Source organism: Mycobacterium sp. 134, from assembly GCF_048282715.1.
In the GTDB taxonomy this organism is placed as follows: domain Bacteria; phylum Actinomycetota; class Actinomycetes; order Mycobacteriales; family Mycobacteriaceae; genus Mycobacterium; species Mycobacterium septicum.
This window is the reverse complement of the sequence record NZ_JBLVUN010000008.1, coordinates 1,766,532-1,781,807: the sequence shown is the minus strand read 5'-3', so window position 1 is coordinate 1,781,807 and position 15,276 is coordinate 1,766,532. Positions and strand designations below refer to the sequence as shown.

General features: G+C 67.1%; 13 protein-coding genes. 6 read left to right on the top strand and 7 right to left on the bottom strand.

Going from position 1 to position 15,276, the window contains the following annotated elements:
• Window positions 1-31 precede the first annotated feature (31 nt).
• Genes ACNQVK_RS13335 through ACNQVK_RS13320 form a run of 4 tightly spaced genes read right to left on the bottom strand, consistent with a single transcriptional unit; the run spans window position 32 to window position 4,301 of the window.
• The gene (locus ACNQVK_RS13335) at window positions 32-1,138 is read right to left on the bottom strand and encodes an adenylate/guanylate cyclase domain-containing protein (RefSeq protein WP_418029888.1); all 1,107 of its coding nucleotides are present in this window, start codon (window positions 1,136-1,138) and stop codon (window positions 32-34) included.
• Window positions 1,138-2,424, bottom strand: coding sequence for a GAF domain-containing protein (locus ACNQVK_RS13330; protein WP_418029887.1), 1,287 nt, complete (start codon window positions 2,422-2,424; stop codon window positions 1,138-1,140). Before ACNQVK_RS13330 ends, ACNQVK_RS13335 begins: the two co-directional genes overlap by 1 nt.
• Window positions 2,425-2,469: 45 nt before the next feature.
• Window positions 2,470-3,249 (bottom strand): acetoin reductase, encoded by a 780-nt coding sequence (locus ACNQVK_RS13325; RefSeq protein ID WP_418029886.1) that lies wholly within the window; start codon window positions 3,247-3,249, stop codon window positions 2,470-2,472.
• Window positions 3,246-4,301: a 2,3-butanediol dehydrogenase gene (locus tag ACNQVK_RS13320; RefSeq protein ID WP_418029885.1), complete on the bottom strand. Its 1,056-nt coding sequence runs from the start codon at window positions 4,299-4,301 to the stop codon at window positions 3,246-3,248. Before ACNQVK_RS13320 ends, ACNQVK_RS13325 begins: the two co-directional genes overlap by 4 nt.
• A gap of 128 nt (window positions 4,302-4,429) precedes the next feature.
• On the opposite strand from ACNQVK_RS13320, the gene ACNQVK_RS13315 reads away from it, so the two are divergent.
• The 3 genes from ACNQVK_RS13315 (at window position 4,430) to ACNQVK_RS13305 (ending at window position 7,536) form a co-directional block, all read left to right on the top strand.
• Window positions 4,430-6,259: a flavin-containing monooxygenase gene (locus ACNQVK_RS13315; RefSeq protein WP_418029884.1), complete on the top strand. Its 1,830-nt coding sequence runs from the start codon at window positions 4,430-4,432 to the stop codon at window positions 6,257-6,259.
• 87 nt (window positions 6,260-6,346) lie between these two features.
• Window positions 6,347-7,051, top strand: a complete 705-nt coding sequence (locus ACNQVK_RS13310; RefSeq protein WP_418029883.1) for a polysaccharide deacetylase family protein — start codon at window positions 6,347-6,349, stop codon at window positions 7,049-7,051.
• A complete protein-coding gene (locus tag ACNQVK_RS13305; RefSeq protein ID WP_418029882.1) occupies window positions 7,048-7,536 on the top strand; it encodes a DNA-deoxyinosine glycosylase in 489 nt (162 codons plus the stop codon). The genes ACNQVK_RS13310 and ACNQVK_RS13305 overlap by 4 nt, the downstream gene beginning before the upstream one ends.
• On the opposite strand, the gene ACNQVK_RS13300 is transcribed toward ACNQVK_RS13305, so the two are convergent.
• Both ACNQVK_RS13300 and ACNQVK_RS13295 read right to left on the bottom strand, forming a co-directional pair.
• Window positions 7,526-8,905 carry an amidase gene (locus ACNQVK_RS13300; protein WP_418029881.1) on the bottom strand — a complete coding sequence of 460 codons (1,380 nt, stop codon included), beginning with the start codon at window positions 8,903-8,905 and terminating at the stop codon, window positions 7,526-7,528. The genes ACNQVK_RS13305 and ACNQVK_RS13300 overlap by 11 nt on opposite strands.
• Before the next feature lie 37 nt (window positions 8,906-8,942).
• Window positions 8,943-9,218, bottom strand: coding sequence for a ribosomal protein L7/L12 (locus ACNQVK_RS13295; protein WP_044519716.1), 276 nt, complete (start codon window positions 9,216-9,218; stop codon window positions 8,943-8,945).
• Window positions 9,219-9,302: 84 nt separating this feature from the next.
• Here ACNQVK_RS13295 and ACNQVK_RS13290 point away from each other — a divergent pair, with 84 nt between their 5' ends.
• From ACNQVK_RS13290 to ACNQVK_RS13280, 3 genes are all read left to right on the top strand, one after another.
• Window positions 9,303-12,470 carry an ATP-binding protein gene (locus tag ACNQVK_RS13290; protein ID WP_418029880.1) on the top strand — a complete coding sequence of 1,056 codons (3,168 nt, stop codon included), beginning with the start codon at window positions 9,303-9,305 and terminating at the stop codon, window positions 12,468-12,470.
• Between the two features lie 51 nt (window positions 12,471-12,521).
• Complete coding sequence (locus ACNQVK_RS13285; RefSeq protein WP_418029879.1) at window positions 12,522-14,045, top strand: HNH endonuclease signature motif containing protein; 1,524 nt, start codon at window positions 12,522-12,524, stop codon at window positions 14,043-14,045.
• Between the two features lie 97 nt (window positions 14,046-14,142).
• Window positions 14,143-14,436, top strand: coding sequence for a hypothetical protein (locus ACNQVK_RS13280; protein WP_418029878.1), 294 nt, complete (start codon window positions 14,143-14,145; stop codon window positions 14,434-14,436).
• Here the strand turns inward: ACNQVK_RS13280 and ACNQVK_RS13275 are convergent.
• Complete coding sequence (locus ACNQVK_RS13275; protein ID WP_418029877.1) at window positions 14,405-15,262, bottom strand: AraC family transcriptional regulator; 858 nt, start codon at window positions 15,260-15,262, stop codon at window positions 14,405-14,407. The two genes, ACNQVK_RS13280 and ACNQVK_RS13275, sit on opposite strands and share 32 nt — an antisense overlap.
• Window positions 15,263-15,276 lie beyond the last annotated feature (14 nt).

Here is a 15,276-nt window from a genome sequence, read left to right as displayed (position 1 = left end):
CCTAGTCGTTCGATGAAGATTCGATAAAGGTCTACGCGGGCCTGGCCCGGAACAGCTTCACGTCATTCTTGACGCCCTTGAGATGACGAGCTCCGGCAAATGACCAGCCGAACCGGTCTTCGGCCCCGGCCTCGGCGATCGCGGCGCGGGCGGACTCGGCCACCAGCACGGTGCCGGGCCGAGCCGCCCCGGTGACCCGGCTCGCCAGGTTGACCGAGCTGCCGAACCAGTCACCGGCCCGGCTCACCGCGGGCCCGGTCGCCAATCCGACCCGCAGCCGAGGGAAGTCCTCGTCGGTTTCGGTGGCGGCCACCAACTGCAGGGCCGCATCGAGCAGCGCGGCCGGATCGGTGCTGACCAACATCACCGCATCGCCGATCGTCTTGATCAGCCGCACCGGGCCGACTGCCACCTCACGTGCCGCGTCGGCCAACCGATTCGCGAGCCGCTCAAGGTCTTCGGGCTGCACAACCTCGCCCAGCCGGGTGAACCCGACGATGTCGGCGAACGCGATGGTGACCAACCGGGCACCGGGCATCGGCAATCCCTCGGCACGCTCAGAGGCAGTCACGGCCTCGGTCTCCAACGAGTGGCGCAGTTGCACGAACAGCATGTCCCTGATCATCGGCCCGATCAGCGGGGCGGCTTCCGCCACCAGCGCCTCGGTCGCCTTGGCGGTTTCCAGCTCTGTGGCTCCCGGCGTCAGCACGGCCGCCAGCGCGGCGTAGCGCATCACCTCGGCGGCCCGTCCCAGTCCCTCGGAGAGCACCCGGGTGATCAACACGATCTGGTCCGGGGCGATGCCCAGCTCCAGGAACCGCTCGGCGAACGCCACCGCCTCGGCGTCGGCACGCAACAGCACCGCGGCATCCGGGTCCTCGACGGTCGACAGCCCCATCGCTCGTTGCAGCCGCTGCACCAGTGCGACATCGAGCCCGGTTTGCTCGCTGATCTCGCGAGTCGACACATAGGTGCCGTCGTCGCCTGCCACCCGGCGCGAGGCCAGCAACATCGGGGTACCGGCCTGGCGGATCTGATCGGCGCTGATGCCGCGGGCCAACAGCCATTCGACCAGCTCGGCACGCTGTGCGCCGGCCTCACCGTCGAGCCCGTCAAGGAGTGTGGGGTCTGCCACCATCAGGTCAAGGTATACCGACGGGCCGCATGAACGGCCGGAGCGGTCGAGGACGCCAGCAACGACGACATGTCCTGGGGATAACGGACGTCCACGACCACCGAATCCCCGAAGCGGTACGGCCTACCGGCCACCAGACCGACGAACTGCTTACGCAGCCGCGACATCTCGGCGCGGACCGTCACCACCCTGGACCGGTCGCCGTAGAGATCCTCCGCCAGCTCCGGCGCCGACCGGCCCTGCTTGCTGGTCGCCAGGACCAGCAGAATCTCGGCGTGCCGGCAGGAGATGCCGCGCCGCCAGCTGCCGAACTGGCCGGACATCTCCAGCGTCGGTTCGCCATCCCGTAGGTCGAGGATGACCCGCGACGGCGCCGCGCTGGCCTCTGCGTCGTCGGCCACCCGAACCAGCCACCCGCCCGGCAGTGCCTCCACATCGCACATTCCCAGCGGGGGAATCCATACCCGGCCGGGTAACCCGCTCTCGGGCAACAGGATCCGGTTGTGCAGCGGCAAGGAGTCCACCGCCGCGACCCAGCCCTCGCCATCGACTGCCAGCGCGGGGCTGCCCACCCTGGCCAGGATGGGTGCCGCCACCGCACACAGGCGGTTCAACGTTCTGTCATGGGCCTCACGCAACTGCGATTCCGCGAGCCGCGCCACCAAGTCCACCAGGGCGACCGTCGTCGGATGCACGGTGGAGGCCGGGCCGGACACGTCCACGATGCCGATCACCTGGCCGGTCCGGGGATCCCGGATCGGCGCACCTGCGCACGTCCACGGGTGGTGGCTGCGCAGGAAATGCTCGGCTGAGAAGATCTGCACCGCGCGGTGCGACGCGAGCGCCGTGCCGATTCCGTTGGTGCCCACCGCGTTCTCACTCCACGTCGCGCCCTCGATGAACCCGAGGCGGTCGGCGAGGCTGAGCACGCGCGGTGAGCCCGAGCGCCAGAGCACGCGGCCGCGGGCATCGGCCACCACCAGGATGTTGTCGCCCTCTTCGATCACCGAGTCCAGCCCGCGCGACACATCGTCGAGTACGGCGATGAGTCCGGACTGCTGCCGCAGCAAGTCCAGCCCGGTCGTCTCGACCTGTGGCGGAATGTGATGATCCGGGTTTATCCCCTTGGCGCGCAGTCTGTTCCAGGAGTCTTCGATCACCGCCCGGGGACGCGCGGGCGCGCGGTCACCGGACATGGTCGCGTCGTACACCGCCGACAGGAGCATGGCGTACCGCCGCGGGTCCTCACCGGGTGAGACCGCGGGCTCAGGTATCGATGAACCGGCCATCACCGCCGATTGTGCTCCACATCACATCGGGAAGCCAATCTCGGGCTACCGATAGACCAACCCACCGTCGATCAGACCGGCCTGGCCAGTCATGTAATCGGCATCCGGCCCGGCCAGATAGGCAACGAATCCGGCCACGTCCTCGGGTGTTTCCGGCCGCCCCAACGCGATGCCGCCCGCGTACTTCTCGAATGTCTCCCCCTCGGCGGCGCCGGTCAGCTCGGCGAACCTCTTGTCGATCTCGACCCACATATCGGTGCCGACGATGCCGGGACAATAGGCGTTGACGGTGATGCCCGCCGACGCGTACTCCTTGGCCGCGGCCTGGGTCAGACCTCGCACCGCGAACTTGGTCGCGCTGTACACCCCGAGCATGGCGAAGCCGTCATGACCGGCGATCGACGAGGCGTTGATGATCTTGCCCGGCCGGCCCAGCTCGATGAACTTGGCTGCGGCAGCCTGGATTCCCCACAGCACGCCGTCGACGTTGATCGACCACACCCGGGCGGCGTCTGCGGGAGTGACCTCGGCGATCGGTCCGACCAGCGCGACCCCGGCGTTGTTGACCATGATGTCGAACCCGCCGAGGGCTGCCGCGGCGTGCTCGACCGCCGCGTACACCGAGTCCCGGTCACTCACGTCGGTGACGAAAGTGGTTGCTTTCGACCCTATTTCGGCGACCTCCCCGGCCACCTCGTTGATGCCGTCCGGCACCACGTCGACCAGTGCGACGTCGGCGCCTTCCCGTGCCAGCCGCAGTGCGATGCCCCGCCCGATCCCGCGGCCCGCGCCTGTCACCAGCGCCACCTTGCTCTTCAATGTCACGATGCGCCTCCGCTCGGGTCGACCAGAACCTTCATCTTCTTGCCTGCGTGCAGGGCTTCGAATCCCTCGTCGATCACGTCGTCGATGGCGATGGGAGTGACCCATCCCCTCGTGTCGTACACCCCCTGCGCCATGAGATCAATGACTGCCTCGAAGTCCGCCGAGGTGTAGCAGAGCGACCCCTGGATCCTGGACTCGTTCATCACCAGATTGAGCAGCGGTGTCGTCAGCGGCTTCTCGTAGATCGCGACACTCACCGTCGGTTTGCGTGCACCCACACACGCGGTGGCCGCCTCGATCGCCGGGGCCACCCCCGCCGCGTCGAAGGCGGCGTCGGCGCCGCGACCACCGGTCTGATCGGCGATGAACGCCGGGACGTCGAGTTCCGTCGGGTCCAGGGTCCTGGCACCGAGTGTCTCGATCGCGGACCTGCGGGTGGGTGAGGGTTCCACCACGAACACGTCGTCGAGTCCTTTGCCCCGCAACGCGAACCACAGGCCGATACCGATCGGCCCGGCCCCGAAGATCACCGCGGTGTGTAGCGGTCCGACCTCGCCGAGCGTCGCGGCGTGGTAGGCCACCGACATCGGCTCGACCAGCGCGCCGAGCTCGAGGGAGACATTGTCGGGAAGCCGGTGCAGCATGCCGGTCGGCACCACGGTGTACTCGGCCATCCCGCCGTCGGACATCAGGCCGTGGAAACCGATCTGCTGACAGATGTTGTAGGTGCCCGCCCGGCACGGTGCGCAATTGCCGCATCGGTAAATCGGCTCGACTGCCACCCGGTCGCCTGGGGCGAAGCCGGTGACGCCCGCGCCCACATCGGTGATCGTGCCGGAGAACTCGTGGCCCATGGTCAGCGGCAGCTGCCGGCCGGTCAGCGGATGCGGCTCGGTCGGCACGAAGATCGGTCCTGCATAGTATTCATGCAGGTCAGTGCCGCAGATTCCGTTGAAGCCCACTTTGATCTTGACGGTGCCGGGGGCGGGGTCGGGCTCAGGGACGTCGGCGACTTCGACCTTGTTCGGTCCGTAGTACACGGCTGCTTTCATAGGGCCGTTCTAGGCGACCTGCCGGGTTCGCCGTAAGGGTTGCAAGACGTTGCGGTCTCAAACGCCGGGTGGGTTGCAACCCCGTGCAACCCTTGTTGCGGTGTTTGACACGGTGTGGGCTGGGCCACATGACGCAGACCACCGCCGCACCGCTGGCCACACTGTCACCACAGGAACGGGTTGACGCCTGGCTGGCCGATTTCGAATCCGCACTGGCCGACCGCGACATCGAGCGCGTCGTCGGAAAGTTCGCAACGGACAGCTTCTGGCGTGATCTGGTCGCCTTCACCTGGAACCTCAAGACCCTCGAGGGCCGGGACAGCATGGCCGACATGCTGACCACTCGACTGGCGGACACGGACCCGTCCGGGTTCCGGACGGCGGAAACCCCGACCGAGGAATTCGACGGCGAGCACGTCGTCACCTCGGCGTTCATCGAGTTCGAGACTGCCGTGGGCCGCGGCAAGGGGCATCTGCGCCTGCGCGACGAGCTGGGCTGGACCCTGCTGACCACACTGCAGGAGCTCAAGGGGCACGAGGAGCGCAAGGGCGCCAACCGGCCGCTGGGCGCCGTGCACGGCTCCGACCCGGACCGGCGTTCATGGGCCGAGAAGCGCCTCGACGAGGACCTGACGCTGGGCTACACCGAGCAGCCCTACATCCTGGTGATCGGCGGTGGCCAGGGCGGCATCGCACTGGGTGCCCGGCTGCGCCAGCTCGGCGTGCCCGCGATCGTTGTCGACCAACACGAACGCCCCGGCGACCAGTGGCGCAAGCGCTACAAGTCGCTGTGCCTGCACGACCCGGTCTGGTACGACCACCTGCCTTATCTCCCGTTTCCGCCGAACTGGCCGGTGTTCGCACCCAAGGACAAGATCGGCGACTGGCTGGAGTTCTACACCCGCGTCATGGAGGTGCCGTACTGGAGCTCGACCACCTGCCTGTCGGCGTCCTACGACGAAGACGAACAGCGGTGGACCGTCGAGGTGAACCGCAACGGCGAACCCGTGACGTTGCGGCCGGCGCAGCTGGTGCTGGCGACGGGCATGTCGGGCAAGCCCAGCATCCCCACGCTCCCGGGCCAGGACGTGTTCCGCGGCGAGCAGCACCACTCCAGTCACCACCCCGGCCCGGACCGGTACACCGGCAAAAGAGTCGTGGTGATCGGCTCCAACAACTCCGCCCACGACATCTGTAAAGCGTTGTACGAGAACTACGTCGACGTCACGATGGTCCAGCGCTCCTCGACACACATCGTGAAATCGGACTCGCTGATGGAGCTGGGTCTCGGCGACCTGTACTCGGAGCGGGCCGTCGCTGCCGGAATGACCACCGAGAAGGCCGATCTGACCTTCGCGTCCCTGCCCTATGCCATCATGGCCGACTTCCAGCGACCCATCTACGATGCGATCCGCCAGCGCGACAAGGACTTCTACGCGCGACTGGAAGCCGCCGGATTCGATCTGGACTTCGGCGACGACGACTCCGGACTGTTCATGAAGTACCTTCGCCGCGGCTCGGGCTACTACATCGACGTCGGGGCCTGCGAGCTGATCGCCGACGGCAGCATCAAACTCGCGCACGGCGAGGTGGACCGCCTGACCGAGGATTCGGTGATCCTGGCCGACGGCACCGAGCTGCCCGCCGATGTGGTGGTGTACGCCACGGGGTTCGGCTCGATGAACGGCTGGGCGGCCGACCTGATCAGTCAGGAGGTCGCCGACCGGATCGGCAAGGTGTGGGGCCTCGGCTCGGGCACCACCAAGGATCCCGGGCCGTGGGAAGGCGAGCAACGCAACATGTGGAAGCCCACCCAACAGCCCAACCTGTGGCTGCACGGCGGCAATCTGCACCAATCCCGGCACTATTCGCTGTATCTGGCGTTGCAGCTCAAGGCCCGCTACGAGGGCCTGGCAACGCCGGTGTACGGACTGCAGGAGGTCCATCACCTGAGCTGACGACTCACGACATGGCGCCCCGAACGTGAATCCCCCACCGCCGTTCGGGGCGCCCGCGTGTATGCCGGGCTTGCTATACATGCTGGGATGCGCCGATGGATGTGGAGCCTGGTCGTCCTGCTCGTCGTGGCGGTGACCGTGCTCGCCAGCGGGTACCGGGTGATGAACTCGCGTACCTTCGCGCTCGCCGGGCATCTGGTGCCCCGGGGCGACACCACGGCCAAAGTCGTTGCGCTGACCTTTGACGACGGCCCTACCGGCCATACGCGGGACGTGCTGCGGATGCTCGACGACGCAGGAGTTCGGGCCACGTTCTACCTCACCGGCGCCGAGTTGACCGCCGCGCCGCAGTTCGGCACCGCGATCGCCGCGGCCGGCCACGAGATCGGCAATCACAGCTACTCGCATCGGCGGATGGTGCTGCTGTCGCAGTCCGCCGTCGCCGACGAGATCGAACGGACCGACGCAGCCATCCGGGCCACCGGATACCGAGGTCCGATCACCTTCCGCCCGCCCTACGGAAAGAAGCTCTGGACCCTGCCGCGCTACCTGTCCACCCATGACCGGACCATGGTCACCTGGGACGTCGAACCCGATTCGGCCACCGGAGCAGGTGCCGATGCGATCGTGGCCGAAACCGTCTCCGGGGTGCGGCCGGGCTCGATCGTCCTGCTGCATGCCATGTATGACAGCCGAGCGGCATCGCGGGCTGCGTTGCCCCGCATAATCGACGAATTGCGCTCGGCGGGTTACCGGTTCGTCACCGTGTCCGAACTGCTGGCGAACCCATGACCGAGCTGCTGCACGGGCTCGATCCCATCGTCGGCGAGGCGCCCCAGGTGCTGATCCTGGGAAACATGCCCAGTGTGATGTCGCTGGCCTCCGGTCAGTACTACGGCAATCCGCGCAACGCGTTCTGGCGCATCACCGGTGCGCTCTTCGGGTTCAGTGCCGATGCGCCCTATCCGGAGCGGGTGACGTCACTGTGCACCCACCAAGTGGCGGTGTGGGATGTGCTGCGGTCCTGCCGCCGGGTGGGCAGCCTGGACTCCGCAGTCGAGCGGGACAGCATGGTGCCCAACGACTTTGCAGCATTTTTCGCCCGTTATCCCACGCTCGAGCGGGTGGTGTTCAACGGGGCCGCCGCCGAGGCGAACTACCGGCGCCTGGTGGGCACTCCCCCGCTGCCCAGCGTGCGGGCACCGTCCACCAGCCCCGCTCAGACCATGCGCTACGAGGTCAAACTCGAGGCGTGGCGCGGCATGCTCAGTGGCTAGGCGGACGGCGGTGCTTCCACGGCCGAGCACTCTCGATCTGAGCACTCAGCGACAACAGCGTGGCCTCGTCGAACGGTCTGCTCACCAACTGGAGGGACAACGGCACTCCGTTGTCGTCCAACCCCCACGGCACGACCGCCGCGGGCTGGCCCGTGGCATTGAACGCGGCCTGGAACGGCACCCGCGCCGCCACTCGCGCCAGCGTCGCGACCGCACCGAGTTTGCGGTAGGCGCCGATCTTCGACGGACCCGCCGCCGTGCCCGGCGTGATCAGGACGTCGACATCGTCGAAGATCGAACCGATTCGCGCAGCCAGCTCCGGCTCGCGGGCGCGGATCGACGCGATTCGCCGGTCGGAGATCAGTCCACCGATCCGGGCCATTCCACGTGAACGCGAATCCAGCAGATCAGGCCTGGCCAGGGCTTTCGCGTCGTCGTAGATGCCGCGGAAGTAACGAGGCAGCACATGCCCGTACACCGCCCAACGCGGGTAGTCAGGATCGCGGACGATGACGTCGTGCCCCAGCTCGCGCAGCAACATCCCGGCCTGATGCACCGCGGCCTGTTGGGCCCGGCCCACCCGGGCGACCAAGGTGGGCGGCACCGCGGTGCTCAGGGCGATACGTAGTCGCCCCGGGGCACGAGCGGCCGCGGCGACGAAGTTCTCCCCGGGCGCCGTCACGTCGAGGAACAGCGCGGCGTCCTCGACTGTGCGCGCCAGCGGCCCGTTGACGCACATTCCGCACCACTCGTCGTCGAGCGGTGTCATCGGGACACGGTCCCGCTGCGGTTTCACCCCGAACAACCCGCACCAGGTCGACGGAATCCGAATCGACCCTGCCCCATCGGATCCCAGGGCCAGTGCCGCCAGGCCGGCCGCGACCGACGCGCCACTACCGCCACTGCTGCCGCCCGGTGTGTAGTCGGTGTTCCACGGGTTCCGGACCGCCCCGAACGCGACCGTCTCGGTGAACGGCCAGATCATCAGTTCGGGTACCGCGGTCTTGCCGAGGATCACCGCACCCGCGGCCCGCAGCCGCGTAACGACTTCGGCATCAACGGTTTTCGCCGGGCCGTGCCCAGCGCCGCCGTACGTCGTCAGTTGTCCGGCGACATCGGTGTCGTCTTTGATCGCTATCGGTACGCCGAGCAACGGCAACCGCTCTCCAGCATCCAATCGCGCCTGGGCCGCGGCTGCCTCCTGCCGAGCCGATTCGGCAAGAACCACGCGGTATGAGCGTATTTCGGAGTCGATACGGGCGATCCGGTCGAGGTAGAGCTCGACCAGGTCCGGCGCCCGGACGGTACCCGCGGCCAGAAGCCGGGCCTGCTCGGCGGCACCGGCGAAGACCAGGTCTGGCGAATCCACGGCCGCAGCCTCGCGATTTGTACGGCCCGCCGGGTGGCTAGGCCAGCCGGTCGACGATGTCCTTGGCCTCTTTGAGCCGCAGCCCGGTCTCATCGCGCAACAGTTTGATGGCGGCGATCTTGTTGCCCTGGAGGGCTAGCTGGCGAACCATCTGACTGGCCATCATCTCGCTGGGCTGACCCGCCGGCGGCACCGACACCGGGTGCCCGGCCGCCGACGCCGCGCGTTCCAGTGCCGCGACCCGGCGCTCGAGTTCCTCGACACGTCGGCGCAGGTCGTTGCTCGATTCGTCACGCCCGGCGAAAAGTCCCATCGTGCCAGTGTCGCATCACTGTCCTTTCTGCATTGCTGCGTTCTATCCTCGTTGCAGCAGGTTCTCCGATGGCGGGGGCTTCGAATGACGGAAACTGCGACGTGCCGGGCATGTGGCACCGAGCCTCGGGCAGGCGCCCGGTACTGCGACGCGTGCGGCGCGCCCGTCACATCGACACCGGGTGCCGAATACAAGCAGGTCACCGTACTGTTCGCCGATGTCGTCCGGTCCATGGACATCGCGGCGACCCTGGGCGCCGAGCGGCTGCGCGAGATCATGAGCGACCTGTTCAACCACTCCGCGGCCGTGGTCCGCCGATACGGCGGCACCGTCGACAAATTCACCGGCGATGGCATCATGGCCATCTTCGGGGCACCTGTTGCGTTGGAGGACCACGCTTTTCGCTCCTGCCTGGCCGCACTCGAGATCCAGCAGCAGACCGCCGGTCTGGCGCTGCAGGTAAAGGCCCGCGACGGCCTCGACCTGCAGTTGCGCATCGGATTGAGCTCCGGCCAGGTCATCACCGGCGAGGTCGGCACCGACACGATGAGCTACACCGCGATCGGCGAGCACGTCGGTATGGCACAACGCATGGAATCGGTCGCCCCGCCCGGCGGGGTGATGCTCACCGAGTCGACCGCACACCTGGTCGAAGACACCATGATGCTGGGTGAGCCCGAGATGGTGCAGGTCAAGGGCACCGACCACCTGATCCGAGCACGCCGGCTGCTGGAGCTCAATTCCGCACACAACCTGCTCAATGTCGGCGAATCGACCCTGGTCGGCCGAGGCTGGGAATTGTCCGCCGTGGAGGGCATCCTGGAGCGCTCGATCCAGGGGCACGGCAGCATCGTCCTGCTGGTGGGCGGGCCCGGCATCGGCAAGAGCCGGCTGGTCAGCGAGCTCGCGGCGAAGGCGGCAGCCCGCGGTGTGCCGGTGAACTCCACCTTCTGCGAGTCCCACACCAGCGAGATCCCATTTCATGCCATCACGGGCCTCCTGCGGGCGGGATTCGGGGTGGCGGACCTCGATCGCGATGCTGCCCGCGCGAAGCTTCGAGACCAGGTTCCCGACGACACCGAGGAGAGTCTGGAGCTACTCGACGACCTGCTGGGAATCGGCGACCCCGAAGTCGTTCTGCCGGTGATCGACCCCGATGCCCGGCGGCGCCGGCTCACCACCCTGGTCAACGCGGCGTCGCTGGCGCGGACCACCCCCGCGGTCTATGTCGTCGAGGATGCCCACTGGATCGACAGCGTCAGCGAATCGATGTTGTCGGACTTCCTGTCGGTGACGCCGCAGACTCCGTCCCTGGTCGTGATCACCTACCGGCCCGAATACCACGGGGCATTGAGTCACGTCCATGGCGCCCAGACCATCGTGCTTGCACCACTGGATGATTCGGAGACCGCGACCTTGATCACCGAGCTGCTGGGGACCGGTGACGGGGTGGCCGATCTGACCGGCACCATCGCCGATCGGGCGGCCGGGAATCCCTTCTTCGCCCTCGAGATCGTCCGGGATCTTGCCGAACGCGGTCTGCTGCGGGGCGAACGAGGCGCCTATGTACTGAACGGCGGCCATGGCCGGGTCAGCGTGCCCGCCACGCTGCAGGCCACCATCGCCGCCCGCATCGACCGGCTGGATCCGGCGGCCAAACGGACGCTGAGCGCCGCCGCCGTGATCGGGTCCCGGTTCAGTGCGGGTTTATTGGTCTGCCTGGACACCGAGCCGGTCTTCGAGGATCTGATCGAAGCCGAGCTGATCGACCAGGTGCAGTACACGCCGTATGCGGAATACGCCTTCCATCACCCGATGGTGCGGACCGTCGCCTACGAATCGCAGCTCAAGTCCGATCGCGCCGAACTGCATCGGCGACTGGCCGACACCATTGCAGAACGCGAACCCGAACTGGCCGACGAGAACGCGGCCTTGATCGCCGAACACCTGGAGGCCGCCGGTGACCTGCATGCGGCCTACGCCTGGCACATGCGCGCCGGAGCGTGGACGAACACCCGGGATACCGCCGCAGCCCAGATGTGCTGGGAGCGCGCCCGTCAGATCGCCGACTTGTTACCCACCGACGATCCCGACCGGCCGGCGATGCGGATTGCTCCGCGCACCCTGGTGTGCGGCAATGGCTTCCGCAGCAACGTGAAGGTTTCCGGTGCCCGATTCGAGGAATTGCAGGAGTTGTGCGAGGCCGCCGGGGACAAAGCCTCGCTGGCCATCGGCATGGCCGGGCTCACCGGCGAACTGATGCTGCAGGGTCGGGTACGCGACGCGTCACGGCAGGTGTCCGAACACATGACCCTGATCGAGTCCATCGGAGATCCCGCGCTCACCGTCGGCTTGTCGGCCACCCCGATCGCACTCAAGATCGAGAGCGGCGAAATGGGTGAGGTGCTGCGCTGGTCCCAGATGGCGATCGACCTGGCCGACGGCGACACCACCAAGGGCAACTTCATCATCGGCTCACCATTGGCGGCGGCCTACGCGGCCCGCAGCATCGCCAAATGGGCACTGGGCCTTGAGGGTTGGCGCGCGGACCTCGATCACGCGCTGGCGCTGGCACGCAACACCGACAGGTTCACGCACGCACTCGTCATCACCTGGACGTACTTCACCACGGTGTCCTGCGGAGTACTGCTCGCAAGTGACGATGCGCTGCGCGACATCGACGGGGCCCTGCAGATCACCGAAGGTGCCGGCGACGACATCGCGCTCGGCCTCGCCCGGGTGACCATGGGATACGCCTTGCTGAACCGAGATTCACCGGCAGACCGCGAGCGTGGGCTGACCATCCTCGGCCAGGTGCGCCAGATGTGCGTGAGCGGACGGTTCTATATGTCCGAGTTGATCGGCATCGACGTGTACACCGCGCGCGAACGGGCCAAGCGCGGCGACCGGGCCGGGGCCATCCGCGTGCTGCGCGAAGCGATCGACGACCTCTTCCACAGTGGACAGCTTCCGTACAACATCTTGGCGACCGGAATCCTCGCGGAGACCCTGCTGGACCGCGGCGCGCAAGGCGACGTGGCCGAGGCCGAAGCGGCGATCACCAGACTGGCGGCGACGCCGGCCGAGGACGGCCTGGTCATTCGCGACATCACGCTGTTGCGGGCGAACGCGCTCATCGCGCGCGCCAAGGGTGACGACGCGAGCTACCGCGAGTTCCGCGACCAGTACCGGGATCTGGCTACCCGGCTCGGCTTCGAGGGGCATATGGCGCTGGCCGCGGCAATGCCGTGATCTGACGGATTCATCCCTGGTGTGTCGGTGGGTGGTGGCATACTCGAACGTATGTTCGATAACTGTTCCGATGTGGCGTTGATCGACAGGATCAGTGCCACCGCGCGGGCGGAGTCGGTGGCGGTCGCGGCCCGGTTGGCCGCGATCGGGGCGTTGGACTCTCTGCGTGAGCAGGAGTTGATCGAGTCGATTTTCTGGCGGACCGATCCGTTTGAGGAGGTGGCTGCCGAGGTGTCGGCGGCGTTGCGGATCAGTCGGGGCCGCGCGGGCACGCAGGTTCAGCGGGCTCGGGTGTTGCGCGACAAGCTGCCGTTGGTGGCGGCGCGGTTGGCGGCCGGGGAGATCGATTATCGGGTGGTGTGCATGATCATCGCCCGTACCGGCATCGCCGATCCGGAGGTGTGGGCGGTGTTGGATGCGGAGTTGGCGGCGCGGGCGCATCGGTGGATGCAGCTGTCGGAACCCAAACTGCGGGATCGGGTGGATCAGTGGATCGCCAAACTCGATCCGAACGGGGAGCGGGTGCCGCCGAATCTGGTCGAGGAGCGGTTTGTGCAGATTGAGCCGCACAGCCCGGGTAGGGCCTCGGTGTGGGGCAACGTCGATGCCGCCGACGGGGCGGCGTTGAATCAACGCCTGGATGCTTTGGCGGCGACGGTGTGTGAGAACGATCCGCGCACCCAGCAGCAGCGCCGCTGTGATGCTGTGGGTCCGTTGGCGCGGCTGGAATCGCAGTTGGTGTGCCGGTGCGGGCTGCCGGACTGCCCCGCCGCTCAGAAGCGGGCCGCCGCCAATGCCGCGGTGATTCACGTGCTGGTCGACCACACCACCTTGGATGGCACCAGTGATGATCCGGGTTATCTACCTGGGTATGGGATCCTGCCCGCCGACCGCGTGCGCGACCTGGCCGCTATGGCCAAGCTCAAGCCCCTGCGGGTGCCCACCCAACCCACCGAGCAAGGCGAAGCGGCTGACATGCCTGCGCCGGCTGAACCCGACGTGGTGACGGAATCGGGCAAGGCCGCTGACACAGGTGAACCGGCTGTCCCCGCCGAGCCGGGGTATCGCCCCTCGGTGGCGCTCTCGGAGTTCATCCGGTGGCGGGACCTGACCTGCCGGTTCCCGGGTTGTGACGCCCCTGTCCAACGTTGCGATATCGACCACACGATGCCCTATCCGCTGGGCCCGACCCACCCGTCCAACACCAAGCTTTACTGCCGCACCCATCACCTGGTCAAAACGTTCTGCCCCGGATGGTCGGACCGCCAATTACCTGATGGCACCGTCGAAATCACCGCACCCACCGGCCACACCTACACCACCGAACCCCACGGCGCCGGCATGTTCCCCACCCTGGGCACCCCGACCGGGGAACTGAACCTGCCCGAACCCCCAGCCGCCAGCCCGCACCGCGCCGCAATGATGCCAAGACGCCGCCACACCCGCGAACAAGACCGCCAAGACCGCATCACCGCCGAACGACGTCAACGCGCCGAACTCAACAACGACCTCGAAATCGAACGCCAACACCAAGCCTGGCTCGCCGAACAATACGGACCGCCACCACCATTCTGATGAATAGACGCTGCCTGCCCGCGGCTGAAGGTACAAACACGCCACCAATGAGTTGCGTGAGCGGTAGGTTCGTGGCTACCGGCAGACGGGAGAACCCATGAAGCTCTTCATCATCGGAGGCTTGGCCACCGTGCTGACGGTGGGAGGGCTGATCACCTCGGCCCCACCGGCCAGTGCCGGCTGCGTGTATGGCGGCAACGTCATCAGCAAGTGCGACGGACCCATCCAACCCGACGGCAGCTGGCAACGTTGCATCGGAACTTGGGGTTATGTGCCCAGTGGCTGGAGCTCCCATCTGGTGCCCGTCAAGCGCTGCGACCCGATGGGTCCCGGCCACGACTATCCGTTCGATTTCACCTTCACCGACCCGCCGACCCATATCGACGACTAGTCGCGGCCGCGTACTCCCCCGGTGTGCTGCCCAGCATGGACCGGAAGTCGTTGATGAAATGGGCCTGGTCATACCAGCCGAGTCGTACTGCGAGATCGGCGAAATCGACATCAGGCGCACTCTCGATCTCCAGGGCGGCCTGTTGCAACCGGTACCGGCACAGCACCCACTTGACCGTCACCCCGACATAACGCCGGAACACCCGCTGCGTGGTCCGCGTACTCCACGGCGAGAGCGCCATGACCTGATCGACCCGGTGCAATGTCGCGTCGTCACGTATCCGGTCGATCAGAGGCGTCAACGCGCAGTACGTCGGATCCACATCTCCGGTCATCGCACCGATCGCCGTGTCGAGCCCGAGCCGGACCGCCGACACGTCATCGCCGAGAACGACTGGCGCACCCAATAGCTCGTCGTCCACCGACGTCACCCGTCCGGTCATCGCAGCGGCGTCCCCGCCGAACCGGGCGGTGAAACCGCCGGGCCGAAACCGCGCCCCAACCACGGCCCCGTGCCCGCTGATGGTGATACGGAAGACCTGGGGAACCACACCGTGCAGCAACGTGCAAGGCAGCCGATGGCCATGGCGCACAACATCATCACCCCACTCACGCGTCAGATGCATGGCCGGGAAGGTGATCACCGTGCTCTCGAACGGACCTTCGTGGTGCCGGTCCCAGGTCACCGACCAGAAGTGCTCGACGAATCTCGCGGCCTCCTCCGACGGCGCCCACCGGTGGAGGTCGAACGCCGAGACACTGCCGGGGCGGCCGACCACGCCCCGCACTGGCTTGTTTTGCTCTGACGCATTTTTCCAAGCCGCCACGAACACAGCCTACG

Bases quoted from the DNA above. Each gene is read 5' to 3' on its own strand.
- ACNQVK_RS13310 (WP_418029883.1), top strand. From the start codon at position 6,347: ATGCGCCGATGGATGTGGAGCCTGGTCGTCCTGCTCGTCGTGGCGGTG.
- ACNQVK_RS13295 (WP_044519716.1), bottom strand. From the start codon at position 9,218: ATGGGACTTTTCGCCGGGCGTGACGAATCGAGCAACGACCTGCGCCGA.
- ACNQVK_RS13315 (WP_418029884.1), top strand. From the start codon at position 4,430: ATGACGCAGACCACCGCCGCACCGCTGGCCACACTGTCACCACAGGAA.
- ACNQVK_RS13285 (WP_418029879.1), top strand. From the start codon at position 12,522: ATGTTCGATAACTGTTCCGATGTGGCGTTGATCGACAGGATCAGTGCC.
- ACNQVK_RS13280 (WP_418029878.1), top strand. From the start codon at position 14,143: ATGAAGCTCTTCATCATCGGAGGCTTGGCCACCGTGCTGACGGTGGGA.
- ACNQVK_RS13330 (WP_418029887.1), bottom strand. From the start codon at position 2,424: ATGGCCGGTTCATCGATACCTGAGCCCGCGGTCTCACCCGGTGAGGAC.
- ACNQVK_RS13305 (WP_418029882.1), top strand. From the start codon at position 7,048: ATGACCGAGCTGCTGCACGGGCTCGATCCCATCGTCGGCGAGGCGCCC.
- ACNQVK_RS13335 (WP_418029888.1), bottom strand. From the start codon at position 1,138: ATGGTGGCAGACCCCACACTCCTTGACGGGCTCGACGGTGAGGCCGGC.
- ACNQVK_RS13320 (WP_418029885.1), bottom strand. From the start codon at position 4,301: ATGAAAGCAGCCGTGTACTACGGACCGAACAAGGTCGAAGTCGCCGAC.
- ACNQVK_RS13290 (WP_418029880.1), top strand. From the start codon at position 9,303: ATGACGGAAACTGCGACGTGCCGGGCATGTGGCACCGAGCCTCGGGCA.